At 43.6% G+C, this 22,786-nt stretch carries 14 protein-coding genes; 1 reads left to right on the forward strand and 13 read right to left on the reverse strand.

Annotated features, from left to right (window positions below):
* The 5 genes from BVJ53_RS10915 to BVJ53_RS10935 all read right to left on the reverse strand — a co-directional run.
* Positions 1 to 4,102: KxYKxGKxW signal peptide domain-containing protein (locus BVJ53_RS10915; RefSeq protein ID WP_167470194.1), on the reverse strand; the 4,102-nt coding region annotated here is incomplete at its 3' end.
* Positions 4,103 to 4,565: 463 nt separating this feature from the next.
* Positions 4,566 to 6,137, reverse strand: coding sequence for a hypothetical protein (locus BVJ53_RS10920; RefSeq protein ID WP_129302418.1), 1,572 nt, complete (start codon positions 6,135 to 6,137; stop codon positions 4,566 to 4,568).
* Between the two features lie 99 nt (positions 6,138 to 6,236).
* Positions 6,237 to 7,292: a DUF1015 family protein gene (locus BVJ53_RS10925; RefSeq protein WP_158280579.1), complete on the reverse strand. Its 1,056-nt coding sequence runs from the start codon at positions 7,290 to 7,292 to the stop codon at positions 6,237 to 6,239.
* Entirely contained in the window at positions 7,292 to 8,254 is a 963-nt protein-coding gene (locus BVJ53_RS10930) for an ornithine cyclodeaminase (protein WP_129302420.1), read from the reverse strand. The genes BVJ53_RS10925 and BVJ53_RS10930 overlap by 1 nt, the downstream gene beginning before the upstream one ends.
* Positions 8,235 to 10,055 (reverse strand): aminotransferase class I/II-fold pyridoxal phosphate-dependent enzyme, encoded by a 1,821-nt coding sequence (locus BVJ53_RS10935; protein WP_129302421.1) that lies wholly within the window; start codon positions 10,053 to 10,055, stop codon positions 8,235 to 8,237. Before BVJ53_RS10935 ends, BVJ53_RS10930 begins: the two co-directional genes overlap by 20 nt.
* A gap of 255 nt (positions 10,056 to 10,310) precedes the next feature.
* On the opposite strand from BVJ53_RS10935, the gene glf reads away from it, so the two are divergent.
* Positions 10,311 to 11,423, forward strand: coding sequence for a UDP-galactopyranose mutase (glf, locus tag BVJ53_RS10940; protein WP_129302422.1), 1,113 nt, complete (start codon positions 10,311 to 10,313; stop codon positions 11,421 to 11,423).
* A gap of 111 nt (positions 11,424 to 11,534) precedes the next feature.
* On the opposite strand, the gene BVJ53_RS10945 is transcribed toward glf, so the two are convergent.
* The 8 genes from BVJ53_RS10945 to BVJ53_RS10985 all read right to left on the reverse strand — a co-directional run bounded on the left by BVJ53_RS10945 (position 11,535) and on the right by BVJ53_RS10985 (position 22,732).
* Positions 11,535 to 12,383 carry a hypothetical protein gene (locus BVJ53_RS10945; protein ID WP_129302423.1) on the reverse strand — a complete coding sequence of 283 codons (849 nt, stop codon included), beginning with the start codon at positions 12,381 to 12,383 and terminating at the stop codon, positions 11,535 to 11,537.
* On the reverse strand, positions 12,373 to 13,821 hold the full coding sequence (locus BVJ53_RS10950; RefSeq protein ID WP_129302424.1) for a glycosyltransferase: 1,449 nt from the start codon (positions 13,819 to 13,821) through the stop codon (positions 12,373 to 12,375). The genes BVJ53_RS10945 and BVJ53_RS10950 overlap by 11 nt, the downstream gene beginning before the upstream one ends.
* A gap of 58 nt (positions 13,822 to 13,879) precedes the next feature.
* Entirely contained in the window at positions 13,880 to 14,641 is a 762-nt protein-coding gene (gene asp3 / locus BVJ53_RS10955) for an accessory Sec system protein Asp3 (protein WP_129302425.1), read from the reverse strand.
* Positions 14,642 to 14,662: 21 nt separating this feature from the next.
* Positions 14,663 to 16,228: an accessory Sec system protein Asp2 gene (gene asp2 / locus BVJ53_RS10960; protein WP_238150169.1), complete on the reverse strand. Its 1,566-nt coding sequence runs from the start codon at positions 16,226 to 16,228 to the stop codon at positions 14,663 to 14,665.
* Positions 16,218 to 17,807, reverse strand: a complete 1,590-nt coding sequence (asp1, locus tag BVJ53_RS10965; RefSeq protein ID WP_129302427.1) for an accessory Sec system protein Asp1 — start codon at positions 17,805 to 17,807, stop codon at positions 16,218 to 16,220. The genes asp2 and asp1 overlap by 11 nt, the downstream gene beginning before the upstream one ends.
* An 11-nt stretch (positions 17,808 to 17,818) precedes the next feature.
* Positions 17,819 to 19,057: a preprotein translocase subunit SecY gene (locus tag BVJ53_RS10970; protein WP_129302428.1), complete on the reverse strand. Its 1,239-nt coding sequence runs from the start codon at positions 19,055 to 19,057 to the stop codon at positions 17,819 to 17,821.
* 51 nt (positions 19,058 to 19,108) lie between these two features.
* Positions 19,109 to 21,442: an accessory Sec system translocase SecA2 gene (gene secA2, locus BVJ53_RS10975; RefSeq protein ID WP_129302429.1), complete on the reverse strand. Its 2,334-nt coding sequence runs from the start codon at positions 21,440 to 21,442 to the stop codon at positions 19,109 to 19,111.
* A gap of 273 nt (positions 21,443 to 21,715) precedes the next feature.
* Positions 21,716 to 22,732 (reverse strand): galactofuranosyltransferase, encoded by a 1,017-nt coding sequence (locus BVJ53_RS10985; protein ID WP_129302430.1) that lies wholly within the window; start codon positions 22,730 to 22,732, stop codon positions 21,716 to 21,718.
* Between the last annotated feature and the right edge of the window lie 54 nt (positions 22,733 to 22,786).

Here is a 22,786-nt window from a genome sequence, read left to right on the forward strand (position 1 = left end):
CCCGTACTGACGTGCTCTGCAGCTGGCTGGTCTGAACCGACTGACTTGTTAGCCGTGATGTGCTTTGTGACTGACTTGTCTGGATCGAAGCACTTGTCGACTGACTTGGGTAGATCGCCCGACTGGTCGATTGACTCTCACGTACTGACGTGCTCTGCAATTGACTTGCCTGTACTGACTGACTCGTCAACCGTGATGTGCTTTGTGACTGACTTGTCTGGATCGAAGCACTTGTCGACTGACTTGGGTAAATTGCCCGACTGGTCGATTCACTCTCACGTACTGATGTGCTCTGCAGTTGACTCGTCTGGACTGACTGGCTCGTCAATCGGGAAGCACTCTGTGATTGACTCGTCTGGATCGAGGCACTTGTCGACTGACTTGGGTAGATTGCCCGACTGGTCGATTCACTCTCACGTACTGACGTGCTCTGCAATTGACTCGTCTGGACTGACTGGCTCGTCAATCGGGAAGCACTCTGTGATTGACTCGTCTGGATCGAGGCACTTGTCGACTGACTTGGATAAATCGCCCGACTGGTCGATTCACTCTCACGTACTGACGTGCTCTGCAACTGGCTGGTCTGAACCGACTGACTCGTTAGCCGTGAAGTGCTCTGTGATTGACTTGTCTGAACTGAAGCGCTTGTCGATTGACTTGGATAAATTGCCCGACTGGTCGATTGGCTCTCACGTACTGACGTGCTCTGCAACTGGCTGGTCTGAACCGACTGACTTGTTAGCCGTGAAGTGCTTTGTGACTGACTCGTCTGGATCGAGGCACTTGTCGATTGACTTGGGTAGATCGCCCGACTGGTCGATTGGCTCTCACGTACTGACGTGCTCTGCAACTGGCTGGTCTGAACCGACTGACTTGTTAGCCGTGATGTGCTCTGTGACTGACTTGTCTGAATCGAGGCACTTGTCGATTGACTTGGGTAGATCGCCCGACTGGTCGACTGACTCTCACGTACCGACGTACTCTGAAGCTGACTTGCTTGTGTCGACTGACTAGCCCTTGTTGACTGACTGACAGCTTGACTCATACTCATTGAGGCAGAATTTGATGTACTTTCAGATAATGATTGGACATCCACAGAGTAAGTAACCGTTACCGTAAGTGAAGGACCAGTCCAAATTAGTTGATCTTTAGTCCAATTAACACCGTTCGGACTGACCACATAACCCGGCACATGATTAACCGGAACAGCAGCCGGAGCCTTAGTAAGCGTGTAAGTCGATTCTCCTGTAACCTCATCGGTGTCTTTAGTATAAGTACCCGATTCTGTCACATCTGGCAACTTATCAGGAAAGCCTTCTGGAACGCTATAGTGAACAATAAATTGGCGTGTTACTGTCGACTGAGTATGCTTATGGACAAGATAAACGGTACCAACGTTGTCATCAGGCGAGTTTGTGAATTCAGCCGGAATTGTTGGATTCTTGGTTGTTGATTGTTCGTAGGTTGATGGAATGTACTTGCCATCTGCATTTATTTTGTAATCGATCTTGTCGCCACTTTCACCAACGTAGGATACATCAGTGTCAACAATCTTATTATTTTCATCCTGATCAACATAATTAACAACCAGACCAATAACAGAACCATAACCATCCCTAAATGCAGTCCCTGAATCAAGTTCAGGTGATTCATGGTTAAATGAAGTATAGGTCGTTGCCGTTGTATCAGAACTTGCTGTGTATGGCTTCTGCGCAGAACCTGACGTCCAAGCGTTTGGCTTTACTGTTGTCTCTTTGTTAACGTAATTGACTAAATCTTTAAGGTAGGCTTCACGCCCAGCCTTATAAGCAGCGTTGGCATTCTTGGCTTCTTGCGTATAGGCCGCGTCATAAACCGGTGTAACCAACTTGGTAGCATAGTCGGTGTTTTCTGGAACGTTACCCAATAACGTATTGTTGAAGCTTGGTGTAAAGCTTCCTGGAGTAGTACTTATGTCGCCCTTTGTCGTTCTAGTATGCGAATTCGTATCAGCGGTCACCATCGCATTGTATGCGGCGTCAGCAGACTGCAGATAGTGAATAACATTGGCATAGTCACCTAAACTATAACTGTGCGCACCGCTATCGTCTTTATAGTAACTATCGTTTGATGGCAGTTTAGGATCGCCTGGTGAAACAAACGTCGGTGTATTTTTCGAAATATCATCGGCACTCATATTCGGATTGGCTTGATAGTCAGTGAACGCCTTCTGGACAGCAGCGTACTCAGCATTGTAAAAGGCTACCAAGACAGCCTGAGCACCTTGAGGATTCCGGGTATAGGCCGGGACGCCTGAAACAATTTGGTTACCAGCACCACTGTCAATCTGCTTTTGCATATCGGCTGTAATGGCACCTTGGGACTCTAAATAAGCTGATAAATCAGCAGATGTCTTTGTCTTGTTATCAGTGTTACCTGCTGCCGCATCTGCTAACGCATTGCTTGCCGCATACTTAACAAGCGGCGCCAGAACTTTATTTGCCCAAGCGAAACCACTTGCTTGTGTAACAACAGACAAATCAGCACTTTGTGTAGTCCCAACCATTGCGGCCGGGTTATTGTCATCATAGCCTTTTACCGAAGAATAGATTGACTTGCCATCACCCAACTTGCCCGTTGACAAAAAGATATCGACAGCTTTTTGAAAACCGATTGCAAAGTTGTATTGAATGGCGTGACGCGCCACATTCGCAATTGCTTCATAGACCATTTCCATGAGGGGTGAATTAATAACTTTATCCAACCCAAGTCCACTAACCAGCTTTTTATAGCCGTCGTTTAAAGCAATTGCTTCACTTAACGATTTTGGAACGTAGTCAGAAATTTCGGTACCAGTACTTGAATTCTTGTTCATCGCCGTGTTGGCGCCACCAATAGAGCGGACATCCGCAAGCGCTTCATGAGCAATACCATTGATAATATTGGTTGCCAGCAACTTGACCAATGCATTCACATTTTTAATTGAGGTGTTAACAGCATCGGCGGCAATATTACTGCTATCAACCGTATAATTCATAATACTTGGCGCATAAACGCCATTGCCAAACCATGTATCAATCAAACCGCTAATGACGCCGCCAAGCGCACCTGCAATATTAGCAATGGTCCCTAAAAAGCCAGAGGTACCTTGCAAAGCGGTACTATCATAAGCTTTATAATCAATAATAGCGTTGGCAGCCGATTCGTCATTGGCTTTGCTGTTAATATTGTCCAGCCATGCCAATAAGCCATTGACATATGCAGCAGTAGCGGCCGCGTAACCGGCGGACCAATTTGCGCTACGGCTCCAAAGCCCAGTGTGCCAACTGCCCAGAATATCCATTGCAGTATTGGCCGTACCATCTGAATCTAACATAGTTCCGTTAGTACTTTGATAAAGATCATACAACTTCGTCAGCTTTTGAACCGCACTGCCTGTATTAAGTCCCAGTGACAACGACCCTGCATTGTCCTTTAATTTACTGTCCGCTTCACTAACAGCACCCTTATAATCCGAACTGTTTGGATCAATGGCGTCCGCCGCTGCTTTTACACTGACATTAGCTGCAAATGCTTGTGCCATTGTGCGACCTGTCTTTGCTTGATTAGCAGAAGTCTGTGCACTTGTACTCATCGAAAGAGATTGACTAAGCGAACCACTACCGCTAGTTATCTGACTACCAGAGCTTGATTGACTGACTGGATTCGATTGACTCGCCGAGTTCGATGTCGTTGTCGACTCAGATTGGCTATCACTGGCCAAACTATTTGTGGCAGAATTAGAAATACTCGTGGAACTAACAGCACTAGCCGAAACGCTTTCAGAAAGACTCCCCGCCTCGGATACTGAAGTTGATTCCGAGGTCGTGTTGGAGGCCTGCGTTGAATTAGCAGGAATCGTTGCAGTATTTTGAGTCGCTAAAACATCATCTTTGCCAACAACTTTTCCCACCTGTGGTTGATTAGCAGCATGAACGTTGTGCGGCAAAATAAACATACCGCCCAGCAGTCCAGCTACTGTGGCCGTACCGGCAACCAGCCATCGTTTGCCAGCCTTATACATCCGAAAACGGACTTTGCCGTTTTCTTTAATGAACTGCTCGCGTCTATTTATTTTTCCCATGTCATACAAGGCCTCCATACCAATATCAAATGACCCCAACTGATACTTACACTCATTTCAATGATATAACTAATATTATTAAATTTCAAAATTATTTTTTTGATTAAACTACTTACTTTTTGTTATTTTCAGGCAATTAATATTTGTGTACGCCTTTAACTTTTTCAACGACCGCGTTTTCTTTTAGTTATCTGAATGCCACGTTTCAAGAACAAAATCTGCGCTTACATCACGCTAATCGAGACGGCGTTTCAGTCTATTTTTTCGCTATACAGATACTGGTATTCAAATACATTAAGATCTAAAAAGGCCACAAAAAACTCGCTGGCATCGTAAATCTCACGTTGGCAGCGAGCTGACAATTTTTTAAATCAGGGGATTGAAGTGACATAAATCCAACTTTAAAAATACTGACGATGGAGCTTGACCCGTTCAATCACTTCTAAACCAGCATTTTCAACGCCTAAATCCTCATCTCTTTAAGCATTGCCTGCAAAATAGTTTGCTCTGGATGCTCATTTATCAACCAGTTTTGCGTATTGACAATCTGTTGGGCTCTTTTGTCATCCGGCTTGCTTAAGAGTCGCAATAATTCTTCTTGTGCATGACCGATATCATGAACAACATGCAGCCCGTGGAGAATTTTCTCCCCTTCTGGTGTAAAGGGTGTGTGGTTCTTCCGCAGCAGTGCCACAATTGGTTTACGTTGAATTTGCATTTCGTAAAATGCGGAATACCCGTCTGTCAAGATCACATCGGCAGCAGCAGATGCGCCATACTGTGATTGATGCTGCAGCACGCCACCATTTGGTAAGGCTGCAAAAGTTTTTAAAAATTGATCGTACTGTTCCAGTGTCACGCCAGAAACAGGTTCAGTAGCAATGATTTCACGTAACAGCGGATGTGGATTGAACAAAACTGAAAGCTCTTGATGTTTTCGTGCCCATCCCAGCATGGCTTGATATATCCTTGGAAAAGTTCCAAATTTAAACCACGTGTCAGTTACCGAATGATGAGCTGTCCAAAGCACGCGCTTACCTGGATGGTTGATTGGCCATTTCGGGGTCGCATGCTCGATCATCTTGGCCTTCATGGATCCCACCGGCTGGAAGATGTCCTGGGAGATAAATGATGCCGCAACAGCTTCCTTTTCATCTGGATAAAGTGGTTCGGCTGTATAATAGCGCCACACATGCAAGTAATAATCATTTGTCAGCATCGTTCCCTTTTGATGATGAGGTGCGTAGGTCATTTTTTCTGTAATGGTATACGGCACGTGAATCAATCTTGCCCAATCAAGGTGATCAGCTTGAAAGGCTGATGGATAGTCACCATCCCACTGTGATTGGCGAATAATAAAATCTGCCTGCCACAAACGTAATTTCTTTAAAGCTGCCTCGTAGTTGCTTTCCACAGGGATACAAATTAATTGCTGCTTCTGTAAGAATGCGGTGACGTCATCGAGTGTCGGCAAAACGTTCAAATCATAATACTGCTTATTCATAACAAGAATTTTAGCTTCGAACGCTTCATCTTCTTGAAGTGCCTTCATTAACGGTAAAAGTGCCGGTAGCGTTTCGACACTATTCAAAATAAAGGCAACGCGAACACGCGAGCGTGTCTTGATCTTCTTTATGAGCGGAGTGACGGTTAAACTAGCCTGATCAAAATGAGCATCAAGCTGGTTGCCAAAACCATTTTTAAGATCATGTAAGCTTTCGGGCAATTGGCGCGCCATTAGTTGATGTTGGACAGATGGATCGAGCACATAATCGCCAATTAAGATGAATTTAACCATCTCGCATGGATTTTCGGGAAGAGGAAAACGTGTTGTGATCTCATGATTCATATCCAGAAACTGCAGTTGATCATCACGCACTTGCCAAAAGCTTTCATTGTGTGCCGCATAGTTACTAATCTGTCCGTCAGAATTCAAAATCATATCTCGCGTATATGGTTCTTCATCCTTTTTGCCAAATGCAAACCATTGTCGCGTGAGATAATTCTCCCAGATGTGACGTTTTTGCTCATTCATAACCTGCCTATGACCTCCTAAATTTTCTTATGTGCGCCTATCAAACAGTATCTTATTTTGCAGGCGCCTTAGTTCATAAAGTTGGCTATCTAACTAACGCTATTGATAACGACTCAAAATCAACATAGAAGGCGCCTTGGGAAACATCCAAGTTGACTTCGGTGGCAGGATATTACTATCGGCGGCCGATTCCAAAAAGGCTGATTTCGACATGGGGTGAACTTTGAAAAAGACAGCATTTTTATTTCTCCGATGGCGCCGAAACTCCTTTTCACTTAGATAATGGACTTGGCGTTGTCCATCAAAAACCCGAAATGCTTGCTGAATAATTTGTGTATTTAACCGATAAATATCGTTGTTCCAAAATCCATCTGCATCTAACGCAATAAGCCGAATACGCCAAGCTTGCTTCCCGCGAAACATAATAACGGTTCCGGGATCTGGCTCAGGATTACTTTCCGAGAGCAATGTTACCTGAAACTTCTTTTGGATGAAGCGTAAACTTGCCGCAAAACGATCGTCGCTAATGCGGATCAACTCTCGGTGTATCGGGTCAATTCGAATATCGTTAAAACCGACAACATATGCCAAGACCTTTTGCTTAAAACCACTTAATGACGTGGCATATAGCCGATGATGCCCATCGCCGACATAAAGATGATCAACTGGAATGAACCGATCAAGCAGTGCCGCTGCATCTGCTTCGTTATAGTACAATAGGCGAATCCCATTAAACTGATAAGTAGCATTCGGGACATGATTCGCAACAAACGCTGACAAATGCATATCTGTGTTTGCCATCAACAAGACAGGTGCGGCTTCTGTATTGTACCCACGATAATTACTAAGCATTCCTTGAATCGTATCCGGTAGCACAAGTTCATGGTTCCGGACGTGCTGCTGTTGATACTCGCGAATTGGAAGATCACAGACAAGTCCCAAAATTCCTTGCTGCTCTAAAATGTAGACGCCGCCATGATGGACTGCCAACGGTTGCCGATTTAGTTCTTTCTTTTCACGTTCGTCTAAAAAAAGCGTCCGCTGATCAAAGTGAATTGCGTTATTGGCGATCTGCGCAAGATTAATGAATTCAGAATCATGCAACTTGCCAGATAAATTGACATAGCTATTTTCGAGTGACGCTAATTTAACCATTACCGATACCATACTTTCTCTTGCGGCTCCTGCCAGTCAAATGAGGCCTTTCCTTGTTTATTCGCCAGTTCGTAAAACTTAGCAGCAAAAAACAAGTCGTGTAATGCCGTGCCAATGTTATAGACTGTTAACCGCTCTTGATCATTTTGGCGACCAGGCGCATGACCTGTTAACACGTCATTTATTTGTGCTAACCCGTGAAATTTGTCAAAGTATTTAAAGTTGCGAATCTGGGCTACAGAATCGCAATAAATCCGATCAACAACTGCATCGAGATTCATAAATCCCCGGGTGTGAATTGGCAGCAATAAGGTTCCGGGTTCCATCACACTGGTATCGGTTAATATATCTTTCGCGGCATAAGTAACCGAAGAAACCACGACATCCGATTGACGGAAAACCTCTTCAGGGGTCGTAACGATCTGAACAGCGGATAATGAGATGCCCATTAGCGACTGTAAGTACCGTTCGAAATCACTCGCCTGATCCTTATACTTCAGTAACACAATCTTTAAGGGATCGTCATGAATTGACAATAATGACTTCACCGTTGCCCTGGCCTGATTACCTAATCCGATAAAGCCCACACTTTTATAATGTGATCTTGCTAGTAGTTGAATACTGTGAGCTGCAACTGAACCGGTTCTGGCGGTTGTAATATAGTCGCCGTCCATAATGGCTTTTAAATGACCATCGTTTAAATCGTAGATCATGATATGACTTGTTAGCGTTGGGTGGCGACCGGGGATGCGATTAATTACTTTTACACCGGCAATGTTCAGGTCGGGGATGACGACTGGCATAAAATTATAAAAAACTTCAGAGCTTGGTTTTAAACTTATTTTAGCCGGCAGCTCAATATGTGATTGCATTCGCAGTGCATCGTCAACCCACTTCACTTTCTCTTTTTCAGAAACGTGCAGTTGATTCAGTTGATTAAAGTCAAAAAGTTGTGTTTCCATCGTATGCCCTCAATGCGTGGATAAGTGTCTGATTTTCTGCGTCCGTTTTAACCGCAAGCCTTACATACTCGCCCTCGATGCCAGGTTTTGTCCCTAAATCTTTGATTAAAATATTGGCCGACTCAAGAAGGTAAGAAGAAAGATCCTGACTGGTCACACCGACGAGCTGCACCATGAAAAAGTTGGCCTGTGACGGCAGAACTGTCATGTACGGAATCGTTTCAAGGGCTCGGAAAAACCGCTTACGAACCTTGTAAAAAACAACTAGCCCTTCATTGTAAGCCAATTGATAGCTGCTAACCTTTTGAAGAAAGAACTGACCAAAAGCATTGATATTCCAAATAGGCAATACCCGCTTGATTTGAGCCACTAATGCCTCATGGCCGCTTGCCAGCACTCCTAATCGAACGCCAGGAACACCATACGATTTTGAGATACTTTTAATGACAATTAGATTCGGAAACCCTTTCAATAAATCTTCGTTAAGTAACGATGGATGACGTTCAGCATCCACAAAATCAATGAAGGACTCATCAACGATCACGCGAATGTTAAGCTTCTGTGCCCATTTGCAAATCGCAAGTACTTCCTTTTTTTGTAAATAATTGCCGCTCGGATTGTCAGGGTTGATAAGAACCAAGCAGTTGACAGGATGCTTGGAAAAATAATGGATCACGTCTCTCCCCGTATAATGAAAACCCATTTGTTGGGTTATCATCGTCTCAATTTGGGTTCCAGCGACGCGATTGGGGTATTCTTCAAAAGTCGGTCGAATGACGCCAATTTTGCCGGGAATTAGTTTTAAAGCCGCCTGAATCAACTCGGAGGCGCCGTTACCTACGACGATTCTTTTTGGCACTAAATCAAAGGCCTCAGCGGCTAATTCTGAATTAACCGTCATCCCTGAAGGATAAGCCGTTAACAAGCTTGGCAATTCAGTTTGAAACTGCTGAACCAGTTTTTCTGGTGGAAAAAAGGGATTCACTAGGTAGGCATAGTCTTTGATATCAGGAAAACGCCAGTAACCACCATATTGTCGGCTAAGTCGTTTCATCTTTTCAGTTGGGTTTGAATTCAACCGAATTTCCGCAAGCCGCAATTCTTGAAGCGTGTCAACTTCGTCCCAATCTTTCGCATCAACCACGACTGCCCGCAAAAGTCCCTTCTTTAAAGCTACTAAAGCACCAAATACCGTTTCGTAATAGTCATTACCACCAAAGCTTCTGATTTGTTGGCGTACATATGGCAAAAAATAATGACGATTAAAATGGCAGCTAAGCTTGTAAATATTGACAGTCTTAAAATAATCACTTGCCAAAGCCTCTTGTTGGTCATCGCGACTAACAAATGCCGTAATCTGATAATCATCATCAAACGTGACAACAGTTCCGTCCATCCAGTTGTCCAAAGAACTGACGATGGCGGCATCGGTCGGCGCATCGCGAATGACATCCATGAGTTCATCGCGAATAATGACATCAGATTCGACCAGCAACGTTTCGTCTTCTTCTAAAACAGAACTTGCTTTTGCAACCGACACAATATTGTTTGACGTTGCGAACTGATCATTTATCAAGATCGTAATGGGAACCCGCGACTCAATGGATTTTAGATACTTCGTCAGGACTTCTTCTTTGTAGCCGGCCACAATGACAATACGCTTCAGGTCAAGTTGGTTCAGCTGTCGAATCATCCGTCCGATCAACGTCTCCCCGTTAAAAGACAACATGCATTTTGGCTTGTGCTTTGTTGCCTGCTTAAATCGGCTACCTTTACCTGCTGCCAGTATGACTGCTTGCATCTTATTCTCCACCCTACCCGAATGTTATTGACAAAAATATTTATAAATAAGCATAACACCAATGACATAATTCATAAATAGTCGCCAAAACCCTGAATCAACCTTTAGGCATTTTTTGCGGTAAATTTTCTGAGACGAGTTATCAATTATGTGTGATATGCTCTCCAAAGCAATTCAATGCTTTGAGGTTAAGAAACATGTACCTTTTTACTTATGTTAAAATAAATCCATTAAAGCATGAAGGTGGTTCGATCTTTGAAGATTTTGGTTGTTGGTGCAGGCTTGTTTGGTGCTGTCTGTGCCCATGAACTTGCAAAAAAGGGACACCATATCACAGTTATCGAAAAGCGAGATCATGTTGCCGGCAACGTTTATACTCGCGACATTGCCGGTATTCAAGTACACGAATATGGTGCGCACATTTTCCATACATCAAATCCCGTAGTATGGGACTACGTGCGGCAATTTGCGCACTTCAATCGTTTTACTAACCAAGTAATTGCAAACTATCGCAATACTTTATACAATCTACCCTTCAATATGAATACTTTTTATCAAATGTGGGGAACCACCACACCTAAAGCTGCAGAAGCCAAGATCAATTCACAACGCAGCCGCCTACACGAAAAGAACCCTTCAAATTTGGAAGAACAAGCCATCTCACTTGTGGGCACGGATATCTACCACAAACTAATTGAAGGATACACTACCAAGCAATGGGGACGCGCGCCCAAAGACCTACCCGCCTTTATTATCCGCCGCTTACCTGTTCGTATGACTTTTGACAACAATTATTTCAATGACCGCTACCAAGGTATTCCTGTTGGTGGTTATACCCAGATAGTCGAAAAAATGCTGGATGTGTCTCATATCACAACGCATCTTAAAACAAACTTCTTTTCGGCCAAGGAGGACTTTCTGCAACATTATGACCACATCATTTTTACCGGTTTAATTGACAAGTTCTTTGATTACCGGTTCGGCGAATTGGCATATCGATCATTGCGTTTTGATACAAAGCTACTTGATGTACCAAACTTCCAAGGTAACGCTGTTATGAATTACACAGATGCATCCGTTCCTTTTACGCGCATCATCGAGCACAAATGGTTTGAATTTGGTCATGGCAACCCAAATCAAACTGTCATTACTCATGAATATCCACAACCTTGGAGTCGCGATGTTGAACCTTATTATCCTGTTAACGATATAACTAACAACCACCTGTTCTCACGTTACCGTCAATATGCCGAGCAATCAGTTCCAAACGTCACTTTTGGAGGACGGCTTGGTCTTTATCGCTACTATAACATGGATCAAGTCATCGCTGCCGCCCTGCAGTTTGTTACTAAGAGTCCTCTTTTTTAATGAGGTTGCTGCGTTTCTCTAAGAAATCTATGACAAAAGGCGTCTGTGTACAGTTAACAAAATGCATACAAACGCCTTTTATCTTGACTGATTAATGCCCATTAAATGACACTAACCAATTCTGATCTTATTCATAGGCACATTAGCTTCACCAATTTTTTGGAAAGCCGCCAGCGGCATCCGTACCTCCTGAACATATGGAATATCGTTCTTCAAGATTGCCTCAAGGTTGCCTCGCAAAACATGATTGTCATCAAAGGGGTTTTCAACTAACTGTAAAACGTTATGTGAGCGGGTCTTGACAAGTGAATCTAATTCGACCCCCATGTAATTGAAAGTCACCGTATCATTGGGATGCACCCTTTTAGCCATCTGGTCTTGAATAAACTCCCCTAAGTTAGCATAGTGCGTGTTCACTTCATGACTGATCGGATCTTCAATGGTAATGTAGTTAATCGCGTTATCGTAGTAATAGTATCTTAACACCGGACGCTGCTGCATGTCATAGAAGACAATTTCTTGAATCTCGTTGTTGTAATAAAAAATATTACTGAAGACACTACCGTCAGCAGCATACTCTTCGATATAATCCAAGCTACCATCGAGGTTGGTGTAACGAATATCCTGTGCCGCTCGCCGCGAATCCGGAAACAAAAATTCACGGCCAATACTGTCACCTTCATGTAAAATCGAAATACTGCCATTTTCATTCATATCAACCTTAGCAGAATAAGGCACGCGAACTTTGTTGAAAAATCTGTATTCTTTAGGGTGATATGTGCGCTTTGTCAGTAAGTCAACGAGGTTAATACCTTTTAAACCCTCCTTTGCTAAAACCTTTCCGTAGTCTGGTTCAGCCGTTAGCGTCAAGAGTGTGGCATGGTCGCGCGCTATTCTTTTTTTGATATCCGGCCAAACGGGGGACGTCAAATCAACTGTGTTCAACAACTCATAATGCATCGATCAATTTCCTCCATTTTCCAGCTATAACGTGATCCTGAAATGACGCAACCGAGATCTGCGTGTTCTTTTGAAGTTGCGCGTAGTCTGACTTCATAAGCCGCTCAATTCCTCGCATTAGTTGCTCAACGTCAAATTCATCATCTTCACGTTTGAAATCCTGCAGAAAGCCATTCTGGCCATCCTTGACTAACTCCAAGGCACCAAACCGTGCTTTAAAGGTCACAATTGGCAGTCCAGCATTCAAAGCCTCGATGTAGGTTAGACCAAAACCTTCGGAAAATGAGGCAGAAATAAACACGTCATATTGCGGATATACGTCCGCTAAATCATCGGATAAACCTTTAAGAACCACATAATCCTGCGCGTTTTCTTGTTCGATAGCCTTTTTAATCTTGACATCTTCACTGCCTTGACCATAAATGTCAAAACGAACATCATGACCTTGATTATGTAACTTCGCAACAGCATGGACGATCAGATCAATATGCTTTTCTGATGCTAAACGCGATGCTGTCATCAATCGAATCGGTTCTTTCAACTCACGTGGGGTTATTTTCGCAGGCTCATCAGAAACGCCACCAACCGGAATGGTTACAAACCGCTGACCATCATTAGGAAAGTCAATCAACATGTCCTTACGTTGCAGTTCAGTTGCAACCACAACCCGATCGAAAGCGGACAAGTGATCAAACAAGAATTCATAGTGATTGTTCCATAGAGGATTTTTTGGATCATCCCTGTCGGATAACTGATCAGCATGGATCATATAAATTAATTTTGATTCAGGAAGTCGATAATTCATTAAAGCCTGGTCTGTGTTTTCACCACGATCAATAATGAAATGACTGGGAGCACCATACGCCGCATCAAGTTGCGCAAAGAAGTAACGATAAAGCAAAAGCGCATTGCGAAAAAATAAGTGCTTTCCTCTTTGATCGTACAAGTGGATATTGGCAATAATTCTTCCACGATTCTCATCGTCAATGATCTCGTACATCACACGTCTTTTACCACTGGCAACGTCGAACAACTCGACACGACCGCTGCCAACCATCAAAACCTTATTTTCAGGATGATGTATATCCGGATACTTAACGTAATGTTCAACTACCATCATGCCGGAATCAGTCATATATTCCCGCTTGCGATGCGTGTTCGTACCGTCGATAACCAGCTTATCTTCTGGCGGCGTCATTCGCTTTTCGAGTCCATTTTTAAGGTAATCATCACCTAAGACAAGATACTCCCAGAGATCGATGACTTGGTCGTCGCGCAAATGCCAGCGATCCATCGCAGGGTGCAGCTCGCGAATCAGATCTAGAAACACTAATCGGTAAGGTATCCCAACCTGATCAAAGCGCTTTGCCCGATAAAATTCTGCATGTTCGACACCAGAGTTTCCCATGCCCATAGCCGCATTGATAAAAAAATTCATACTGAGTTCTCACTTTCCTTGGTTTTTAACACCATGACGCTTTATTTAATTAATACCTTTATTTTTCACCTTGAAAGACGTTTTGGCAAATGCTTCTTGCCAAAACCACTTCATGGGTCGTCATGCGCCAATTGAATGGTTCATCAAATGACTGGCGATCGCGTAAGGCTTTATACGCCTGCTCAGCAATCGAGTGGATTTCTTCTTCATCATTCAGCCTGTCAGCCGGGATTCGCAAATAATACTGATCTGCCATTTCACTAAGCTCAAAAGTCTCATTCGGTACTCGTTGCCGCAAGACGACCATTTCCTTACCAGCAGATTTTGTATCATCATGAACGTGAAGTAAGCGGTTAGTCACTGGTTCGGCGATTTTTATCGCTTGCATCACAGCAGCCGGTGCCAGATAACACGAAAAAAAACGAATTTTTTTATTATTGATATTCAGTAACTCAAGCCGATAATTATTTGCGTCCTCCGGCATTGTGAACTCACCATCTAAGTGTTGGCCATAATACTGCGCAATGATGTGGTCGCCATCACCCATGAAGCGGAGGTTCACAGTTACCGATCTATCGGGAACGACTGTTGCTTCAACATGATACGCATACTTCTGCCCCCGCTTAAGCAAGGGAATTTGGACATGTGGCTTGCGATCGGCTTTCATAGGTAGATTTTCCCAATAATGCATCGCTGTCCCCGGAGCTTGCAGGGGGTTCACAAAACCGACAGACCCATCATGGTGATATTCGATTTTTGACCCATAGGTATAACTTGCTGAAGGCGTACGTTCCCAATGAAGCATTGTCAAATTAGCCATCTATTCTCCTCGCTAACAAACTCAATCAACGTTTCTTCCATACTGCTGGTGAAGCAAATGTCGAAATTGCATCACAAACCAGTTAACAATCCCATTTGTATCATCATTATGGCGCCCAACCAAACCTTTTGATAGGATTCGCGCCATTGGTTCCGCCTTTTTAAGATACTGTCGAACCTGTTGAAAAGCATGCGGATCATAATCATCATTCATCATATAAGCAAAAGCAAAGGTCGTATGACTAAAATCCGCTTTCTTAAAGACACGCCAGAATTGTTCATTTAATTTATCGGCTCGCGACAAGTCTCCTTCATAAAACAGTAACATATCAAGGCTCGTGGCAAAATCACCTGGTCGTGTCAAGTGGGTTCCTTTGGCAATGGTTCCCACGTTGACTAGTGGCTTGCCGACAACAATCGCAGATGGTGCGAGCCTTGCACCGTAATAAAGCGCCCCAAACGTGCCCATAGACAAACCGGAAAGGATAAGCTCATTGGGTTTAAAATGTAGCCGTTTCAATGTTTCTCGGATAGCTGCCATGACCTGTTGCTGCAATGCTTCACTCCCGAGATAAAAAGCGCCACCTTCCAAGCGAGAATCGGCAATCAACAAGAATGGCCCGTGAAACATCCGCATCATATAATTTCCTTCAAAACCTTCCGCAGAACGATATCCCGAAAAATAAACATTGAGCGGCGGCTTTAAATCGCCCGCATCAAAATAAATGGCCAGTTCAGTATTCATGCCGGCAGGTTCGATTAAACGCCGATCATTTAGTAAAAATTCACCGTAAGGGCCGCGTGATCGGCGCACATGAAACTGACCGATATGAAAGGTGCCCGATCCACTGGCAAAAACAGTTAGCTGCATGTTGCAGCCCTTTTCGCCACCCTCGACTTTGAACTCCTGCCTGAGTTCGTCGTCAACTTTTTCGTCAGATCGTACAAATTCATTGGTTTCAAGATCATATTGCGTGACAACTGCCTTCAAATGAACACTTGGATCCAAGAGTTCAAATTCGACCAATACCGTATCTAACATGTGTGCCGGCACCCATTGGGCAACGTTTGGATAAGCTGCCAAGTGCCACTGATGATCAAGATTAACCTTGAATTCGTGATAAGATTGGCCTTGCTGACGAATACTCCCTTCAAAACCGGGCGCAATTGTAAACCAGCTTGGCGGCATGCGATAACCAGCCTGATTACCAAAAAAGTACTTATTAATGGTCGTCGCCAGTGCATCAACATCACTAAAATCAAGCTGATGAGCACCTTTTAGCTGCATGATTTTTTGACAATCAGGCGCCATTTCAACTGCCTGATCATATAAAATCTGGTTAGCCGGTAACGCGGTTAAAATCTCTGGCCGATTACACCATGGCGATGTCTGGTCAATTAGAAACAAGGCATCCTGATAGTATGAGTTTAAGCGGTTTAATTTAAACAGCGCATGCTCCTTAACCGGAGGCGTGTCGGCGTCATTGATCCAAATATATTCAAACTCGTCCACTAACAACGTTTCCAGCGGTAACGCGTTTTCTCCAACCTGAATAACTTTCTTTGTATTGCGCTTTTTAGCTTTCACCAAATGCTATTACCTCTTGCCACTTTTTAATCAAGTTGTCAGCCGAGAACTTCTCTATCAATTCGGCATTCACCACCAATGACTGATTCCAGTTGCTTAACGTTTTTAAAAAGAAACGGCACGCTTCGGGAATCGCTGCCAAATCAGCAACAACAATGCCGTTTTGATGCTCGCGAATAAGCGTACTTGACTGCCTGACAACGAGCGGCACACCATTACTGATCGCTTCGATCATCATCCGCAAGTCAGGTATGGTTGCTGTGTCGACATACACCCGGGCCTGATGCATTAACGTTTCCTGTACATGACGTTTAGCAACCTGAAGATGGATGCGACTGGCAACGAATTCTGCAGCGCTTAACGCCTGCCAGTTCGGCAATTCTCGAAGCTTTTTTCCACGCTTGTCAAGTCCGGCGATCGGCTTACCACTGCGTTGATCGGCAACAAATTGGGCAACTTCTTGATATTGTTCGCTGGTCAAATCGACATCAAAAGTTGATTTAATGAAAGCTTGAAGATGATCTGACATTGTTTTTACTTGCCCCTCGCTGCCTTCGACAATCAGTGCCTGATCATCTTCATGTTGTAATACTTTAATTAGTTGGATCAGTAACCGCCGGGCTTCATTATCCCGAATATTGCCAAGTCGCCAATAAATTGAATCTAATGCAGTCTCATTGCTTAAGCCCAGATTTAATGTTGTTGCATACTGGGGGATCACGTATTTTGCGACTTGATCTGCCTTTTCCTTATTTCCCTTAGCCTCGGCCTGCCGCACAAAAAGTCGTTCATCTGCCGAGGTTGGGAAAACAAAAGCATCCCCATCATTGATTTGAATCAAATCTTTCGCAGTTAACTCGTGCTTTTGATTAACCAGAAAGATTATCTGTTTCAAAAAAGGTTGCTCACTGCGTAATTCAAGTGTGTCTGTTCCCAGATCAGTGACAATTGGCGGCGACTGTTGAAGTTGCATGCTCTGCTTCATTAAAAACTCATAAACGATTTCTTGCATCGACTGGTAACTGGCAGCCGCAAACCGGCTCCTCTGACTGTCAGCAACCATTATCTTCTGCGACGTTTGCGTCAAGACCACATAGCCGTTGTCATTTAACCAGAATGTTTTCCACTGCCCATCCGCCTGAGTCACCGTTTTGGTCGTCACGAAACCACGATCATCATACTGTTCCTTGACGACTTCACCCGAAGGCAATCTATGTTCAACCCAGTAGACAAAACCTTCCTTATGAAAATGTGCTTGCATAACTTTTTTTGAACCCTGAAAATAAAAAACATCGCTCCCAAGAAAGTAAGGAATCGTATCTTTGGGCAAGACAAGATCCTCAATCGTGAATGGCACCCCCGATTTCATATGAATGTCCTGAATGTCATCATACACATTGGTCCACGAAAAGGTTTCTAACCCGGCTTGATATAACAATCTGCGTAAGTCTGGCATTTGATTTGTAAACAACATCGAAAATGGCACCTTATTTTCTTTGAACATGGTAGCCAATTCAATGACAGGATCTGTTTCCGGATGATCGGCACCACTCGCAAAAGTCGGCATCAATGTTAACATGCTCCACTCCCTCACTCAATTGGCTCATCAAACAAGCTATAACGATTCTTATTCCATAACGCAATAAATTGTTGCGTAACTGTATCGGTAATTGTCACCATAATAAAAACACCGCCTAAATACATAGCATAGTTCGAGGCAGAGGGCAAATACATGCCTATTGCCAATGGAACAACGCCAATTAACAACAAATAAAAATCACCAATCATACTTAACCTAAAAAAGTGTCCCATGATAAGGGCCTCGGTCGCATCACCCGGCGTCGTGTGATAAACGTAATCCCCGCGTTCTTTTAGTTGGCGTGCCATTTTTGTCGGGCTAAGATTAATCAAACCAAAAGCAAAGCCAAGAAACAAAACAATAAATGCATAGGCGAGAATACCAGGCCAATGATTGTAATTGATCTGCGTGATAATGAATTGACCAACATGGGTATATTGATAGCCGAACGCTTCGACAACCTGCTTTGGTAAGACAAATAACATATTGGAAAACATAAATGGCATTGCGCCTGCTGCTAAAAAAGGCAATGGCAAATATGACTCACTGAAGGTGCTCTCTAAGGATGGTCGCTGTATAGGAATTCGCTGTTCCGCGCGATAGACGAGCAACCCAGAAATAAAGACTAAAACGGTAACAACAATTCCGACTGTTACATTGGTAGGGTTAAGCTTCAAACGCGTTGTGCCATAACCATATAAAAAAGAATGCGGCAAGCTGGTAATGATCCCCGGAATAATCAGTGCCACAGATCCTCCGAAGCCATGATTCGCATTTTCGAGACCGATAAACAACGCAAACATGGCACCGGCAACCATATATAAAACCGCTGCTGCAACACCCAAGTTAAGGTTGTCACTGATTAAATACAATGGTGCAATCGCATCACGCAAATAATAAACCATCACAATTCCTTGAAGGACAGCTAAAATAAATGTCAACAGACGCTGTATAAAACCGACTTGCTGAACTGATAAATTGTTAACTGAACGAATATCCAATGACGCAATCGCTTGCCACACAATCATGGCCGTCATGTAAGGTCCCAGACCCAGAGACAATAAGGTTGGCATATTCATTTGTCCGCCTGTCGTCAGGCCAAACATTTGCAACAATGCATTGTGGCCCATCATTTTTCTAGCCATTGCAACATCAAACCCAGGTAGCACAACTTGTTGCCCCAATGCATACACAAAAAGTACTAGCAATGTAAACAGGACCCGTTTAGCGACATCCTGATGCTCTCTCATATATTTCACCCTTTAAATCGCTTTGTCGCACCATCGGTTGACTTTTTCAGCTCAAGGAAATTGAACCTGAATAGTGCCGTCCTTATTGAAGATCAAATCAGAACAAAGCAAATTTCGCGTAATTCTAACGTTCATACTCTTCTTCATTTCGTTGAACGTACGCCGCGTTTCTTTTTGGTATTCAAATAACGGATCACGCCCGTTGGTTGTCCGATTCATCGTAACTGCCTGTAAAGCTTCCAGATTATCAACTTGGTCAATCCAGGACACATCAATTGTTTTTAAAAGCGTAATCCTTTGAAAATAAAGCCACTGCATAGGATCGGTTAACGACTCATGCTTTTTTTCAAGCTGGCGGGTCATCAACGACAACATGTACGTGGGATTCCGCCACTCTGTATCATGTTCATTAAGTGTTTTCGGCAAAAAATCCCGGTCGATATTTGAATAAACAAAATCCAGAAATTCTGAAATATCGCCGTCGCGGTGCTCATGAACAAAATCATCCGCAACGCGTTTGAAGACGCCGTGAATAACACGATCAAGCGAAGTTGCCACCATAATTTGGTCTCGGGTTGCATACACACTATCTCGTTGTGCCCGGAAAACCTCACCATACTGTAACGTTGAAAAACGGGCGCTGCGTCCATTATTGCTGACGCGATCCTGAGCGTGATCAATGACTTTGCGAAACCGTCCATGCCGACTAAGCCGTTGCTCTTGGTCATGAGCGTGACGATAGGTGTATTGACGCACCCATTTTGGCGCATTCTGAATAACAATCCGGTCTTCCAGCGAGGTGTAAAAAATACTGCTACCCGGCTCTCCTTGTCGTCCCGCGCGGCCACGCAACTGATTGTCAACCCGACGATTTGCCATTCGTTCGGTTCCTAGGACAAGCAGGCCGCCTTTTACTTTGACCCCTTTGCCTAGTTTAATATCGGTTCCGCGCCCAGCCATGGACGTTGCAACCGTTACGGCACCGAGTTGTCCTGCTTCGGCAACAATCTTGGCTTCTTTAGAGGCACTGCGCGCATTTAATAAACTGTGTGGAATTCCCTCACGCAATAATAAACGTGAATACAGGTTAGATAATGATAAGGATCCTGTTTCAATAAGAATTGGCCGCTTGTCTTTATAGGCTTCACGAACCGTTTTTAACGATGCCAACAGCTTTGCTTCTTGGGTAATATAAAGTTCATCACGTAAATCATGACGGATCATCGGCTCATTTGTTGGTACCCGATAAACTTCCATAAACTCGCCTGCGTCCGTTGCGGCTGTTCCTGTCATCCCTGCCAACTGGCCAAACATCCGGAATAAATTCTGATATGTAACCGATGCCATTGTTCGCATTTCATCGGTTACTTTGACATGTTCTTTTGCTTCAATTGCTTGATGTTGCCCGCTTTGCATCTTCATCCCGATTAATTCACGGCCATTATCGCGATCAACCAAAACCACCTCATTATGATCGACAACATAATCACGATCCGGTTTGTATAGAAAATGTGCCTTAAGTGCCAATACCAAGTGGCGGTACAGTTCATACCACGTTTTACCTAAAAGATCGTCAACTCCAAAATAGTGTTGCATCCGTGCAATACCTTCTGGCGTAAACCAGACAGACTTATGATCATCACTGATCTTATAATCCACCTTTTCTACAAGCATATTAATCATACGATCAGCTGCTAAATAGTAATTCGAGTGCACTCTGGGAATGCCGGCGATAATCAAGGGGGTTTGTGCACTATCAAGTAAGATTGCATCGGCCTCGTCAATTAAAGCGTAATTCATATGCTTAATGTATTGCTCTTCGGGATTAGCCGCGAGATTGTCAAACAAATAGTCGAAACCAAGTGCGGAATTAGTGGTATATACAATGTCAGCGCCGTATATCTTCTCCCGATCGCGTTTTTCGCCTTCGTGTCCTGGTTGAGCAACACCTGAAGCAACCGATAAACCTAACCAACGATACACTTTACCCATCTGTTCTGCGTCTCGATTAGCCAGATAACTGTTAGCTGTGATCAAAAAATTTCCTGCCCCTGTCAAGCCATGTAAATACATCGGCATGGTAGCTGTCAGGTTTTTCCCTTCACCTGTTTTCATCTCGACGATATTATTGTATTCCATAGCAACGGCACCGAGTATTTGAACCGGAAAGGGCCGCATATGTAAAACGCGAAAATCCGCTTCACAGACGACAGCAAAAGCTTCGATCAATAATGATCGCAATGCGTGCCCACTTTTTAGCTTTTCACGAAATAAAACGGTTTGATGGCGAAGCTCTTCGTCACCCATGGCTTGATATTTGGCCTGCAAGTCAATGATTTTTTTTGCTCGCTTCCGATACCGATAATCTGATCCCCAGAAATTCATTAACGGATCTCCTAACATAAAGTTGTTCAGTGTTGCTTTTGCTTTTGCTTGTCTCTATACTCAAACTATTATGACAAGTAAAAAAGAGAATTTAATTGACAAAGACATTGCACAACGAGTCAAAAAAGAAAATGAAGAGATTACCAAGCCTTCAAAAGACCATGTAAAAGTCAGTACCGTTGTCCAAGTGACAGTTGCTTTGCTTTTGGCTGTTATGGTCTTATTCGGGCTTGTTTACTCGCTCATTCAGATTTTTTAACTTTAGCGCCTGAATTAAAAAGGTAGCGTTCCCTTCACCGCTAGTACGGCTTGGAGCGCAGCCATTTGATTGTGTCTGCCCGTTCGAATTAAGTCGCTAATATTTGCCACCTTGTCAGCAAGTTGATTGTAGTCATCTTCCGTGATGCCAGACATAATATTCGACAAGTTATCCAGCGAGTCAATCGCTATACCAAGCCCGTTTTCACTAACATATCGGCCAATTGCCGTTTGGTTAAACGCAATGACAGGCAATCCCACTGACAGATATAAACTAAATTTATGGGTCATGTTGATTTTTGCGTAAGGATCAAAATGATTTTCGGTGTCTGCATCCCAAATCAAACCATAGCCATCATTCAACGCCAAAGCCAAGGCTTCTTGCTGATAGCTTCCTAAATAATCAACCGATTCTGCTAAATTGAATGGCAACTTTGTGTCACCGTCAGCAGATCCATATACTTTTATGTTTAAATCAGCCGGTACATTTCGCAAAAAGCCAGCTTTTCGTTCTACTAAGTTGCCTGCATAGTGAAGTGTTTGTGAAAACTTCGGTCGGCGATAAGCGATCGGTTGGTGGTAGCCCCATGGCCCGCTTGGAATCATCGGAATGCTAACACCGTCAGCGGCTAACTGGTCTTTAACAAGTTTTGTCCCAACAATCAAGCCGTCAAACGACTTCAGGAATTTTAAAACCTCTTGTTTGTTGTAAGAATCCGGAAAACGCAAATACTCGACATCATGTACAAATGCAACGATTAACGCTCCCTGCTTATGTACAAGTTCCACAACAGCTTCTTCTACTTCTGGTTCAGCATACGTCGGAATTTGAAAAATAACGACGTCGCCTTTGGTCACCGTGGCGATCATCCCTAAAATTTCTGATCGCCAGTGCTTATCATTCCAAAAAACGTATCGAGACAGGAAAAGCTTACGGAAGCCGATTTTTCCAAAAAAATAAGCCGTATCCATCTTTGCCTTAATGGTTGCCTGATCCGTGTCCGGCTGTAATGGTGAAATTATATATTCCATTAGTTTAAATCCTCCATGCTGTCAAGCAGCACTATGTTTTCTAAGTAACGCTAT

The sequence above is a fragment of the Lacticaseibacillus chiayiensis genome, assembly GCF_004123795.1.
GTDB lineage: Bacteria > Bacillota > Bacilli > Lactobacillales > Lactobacillaceae > Lacticaseibacillus > Lacticaseibacillus chiayiensis.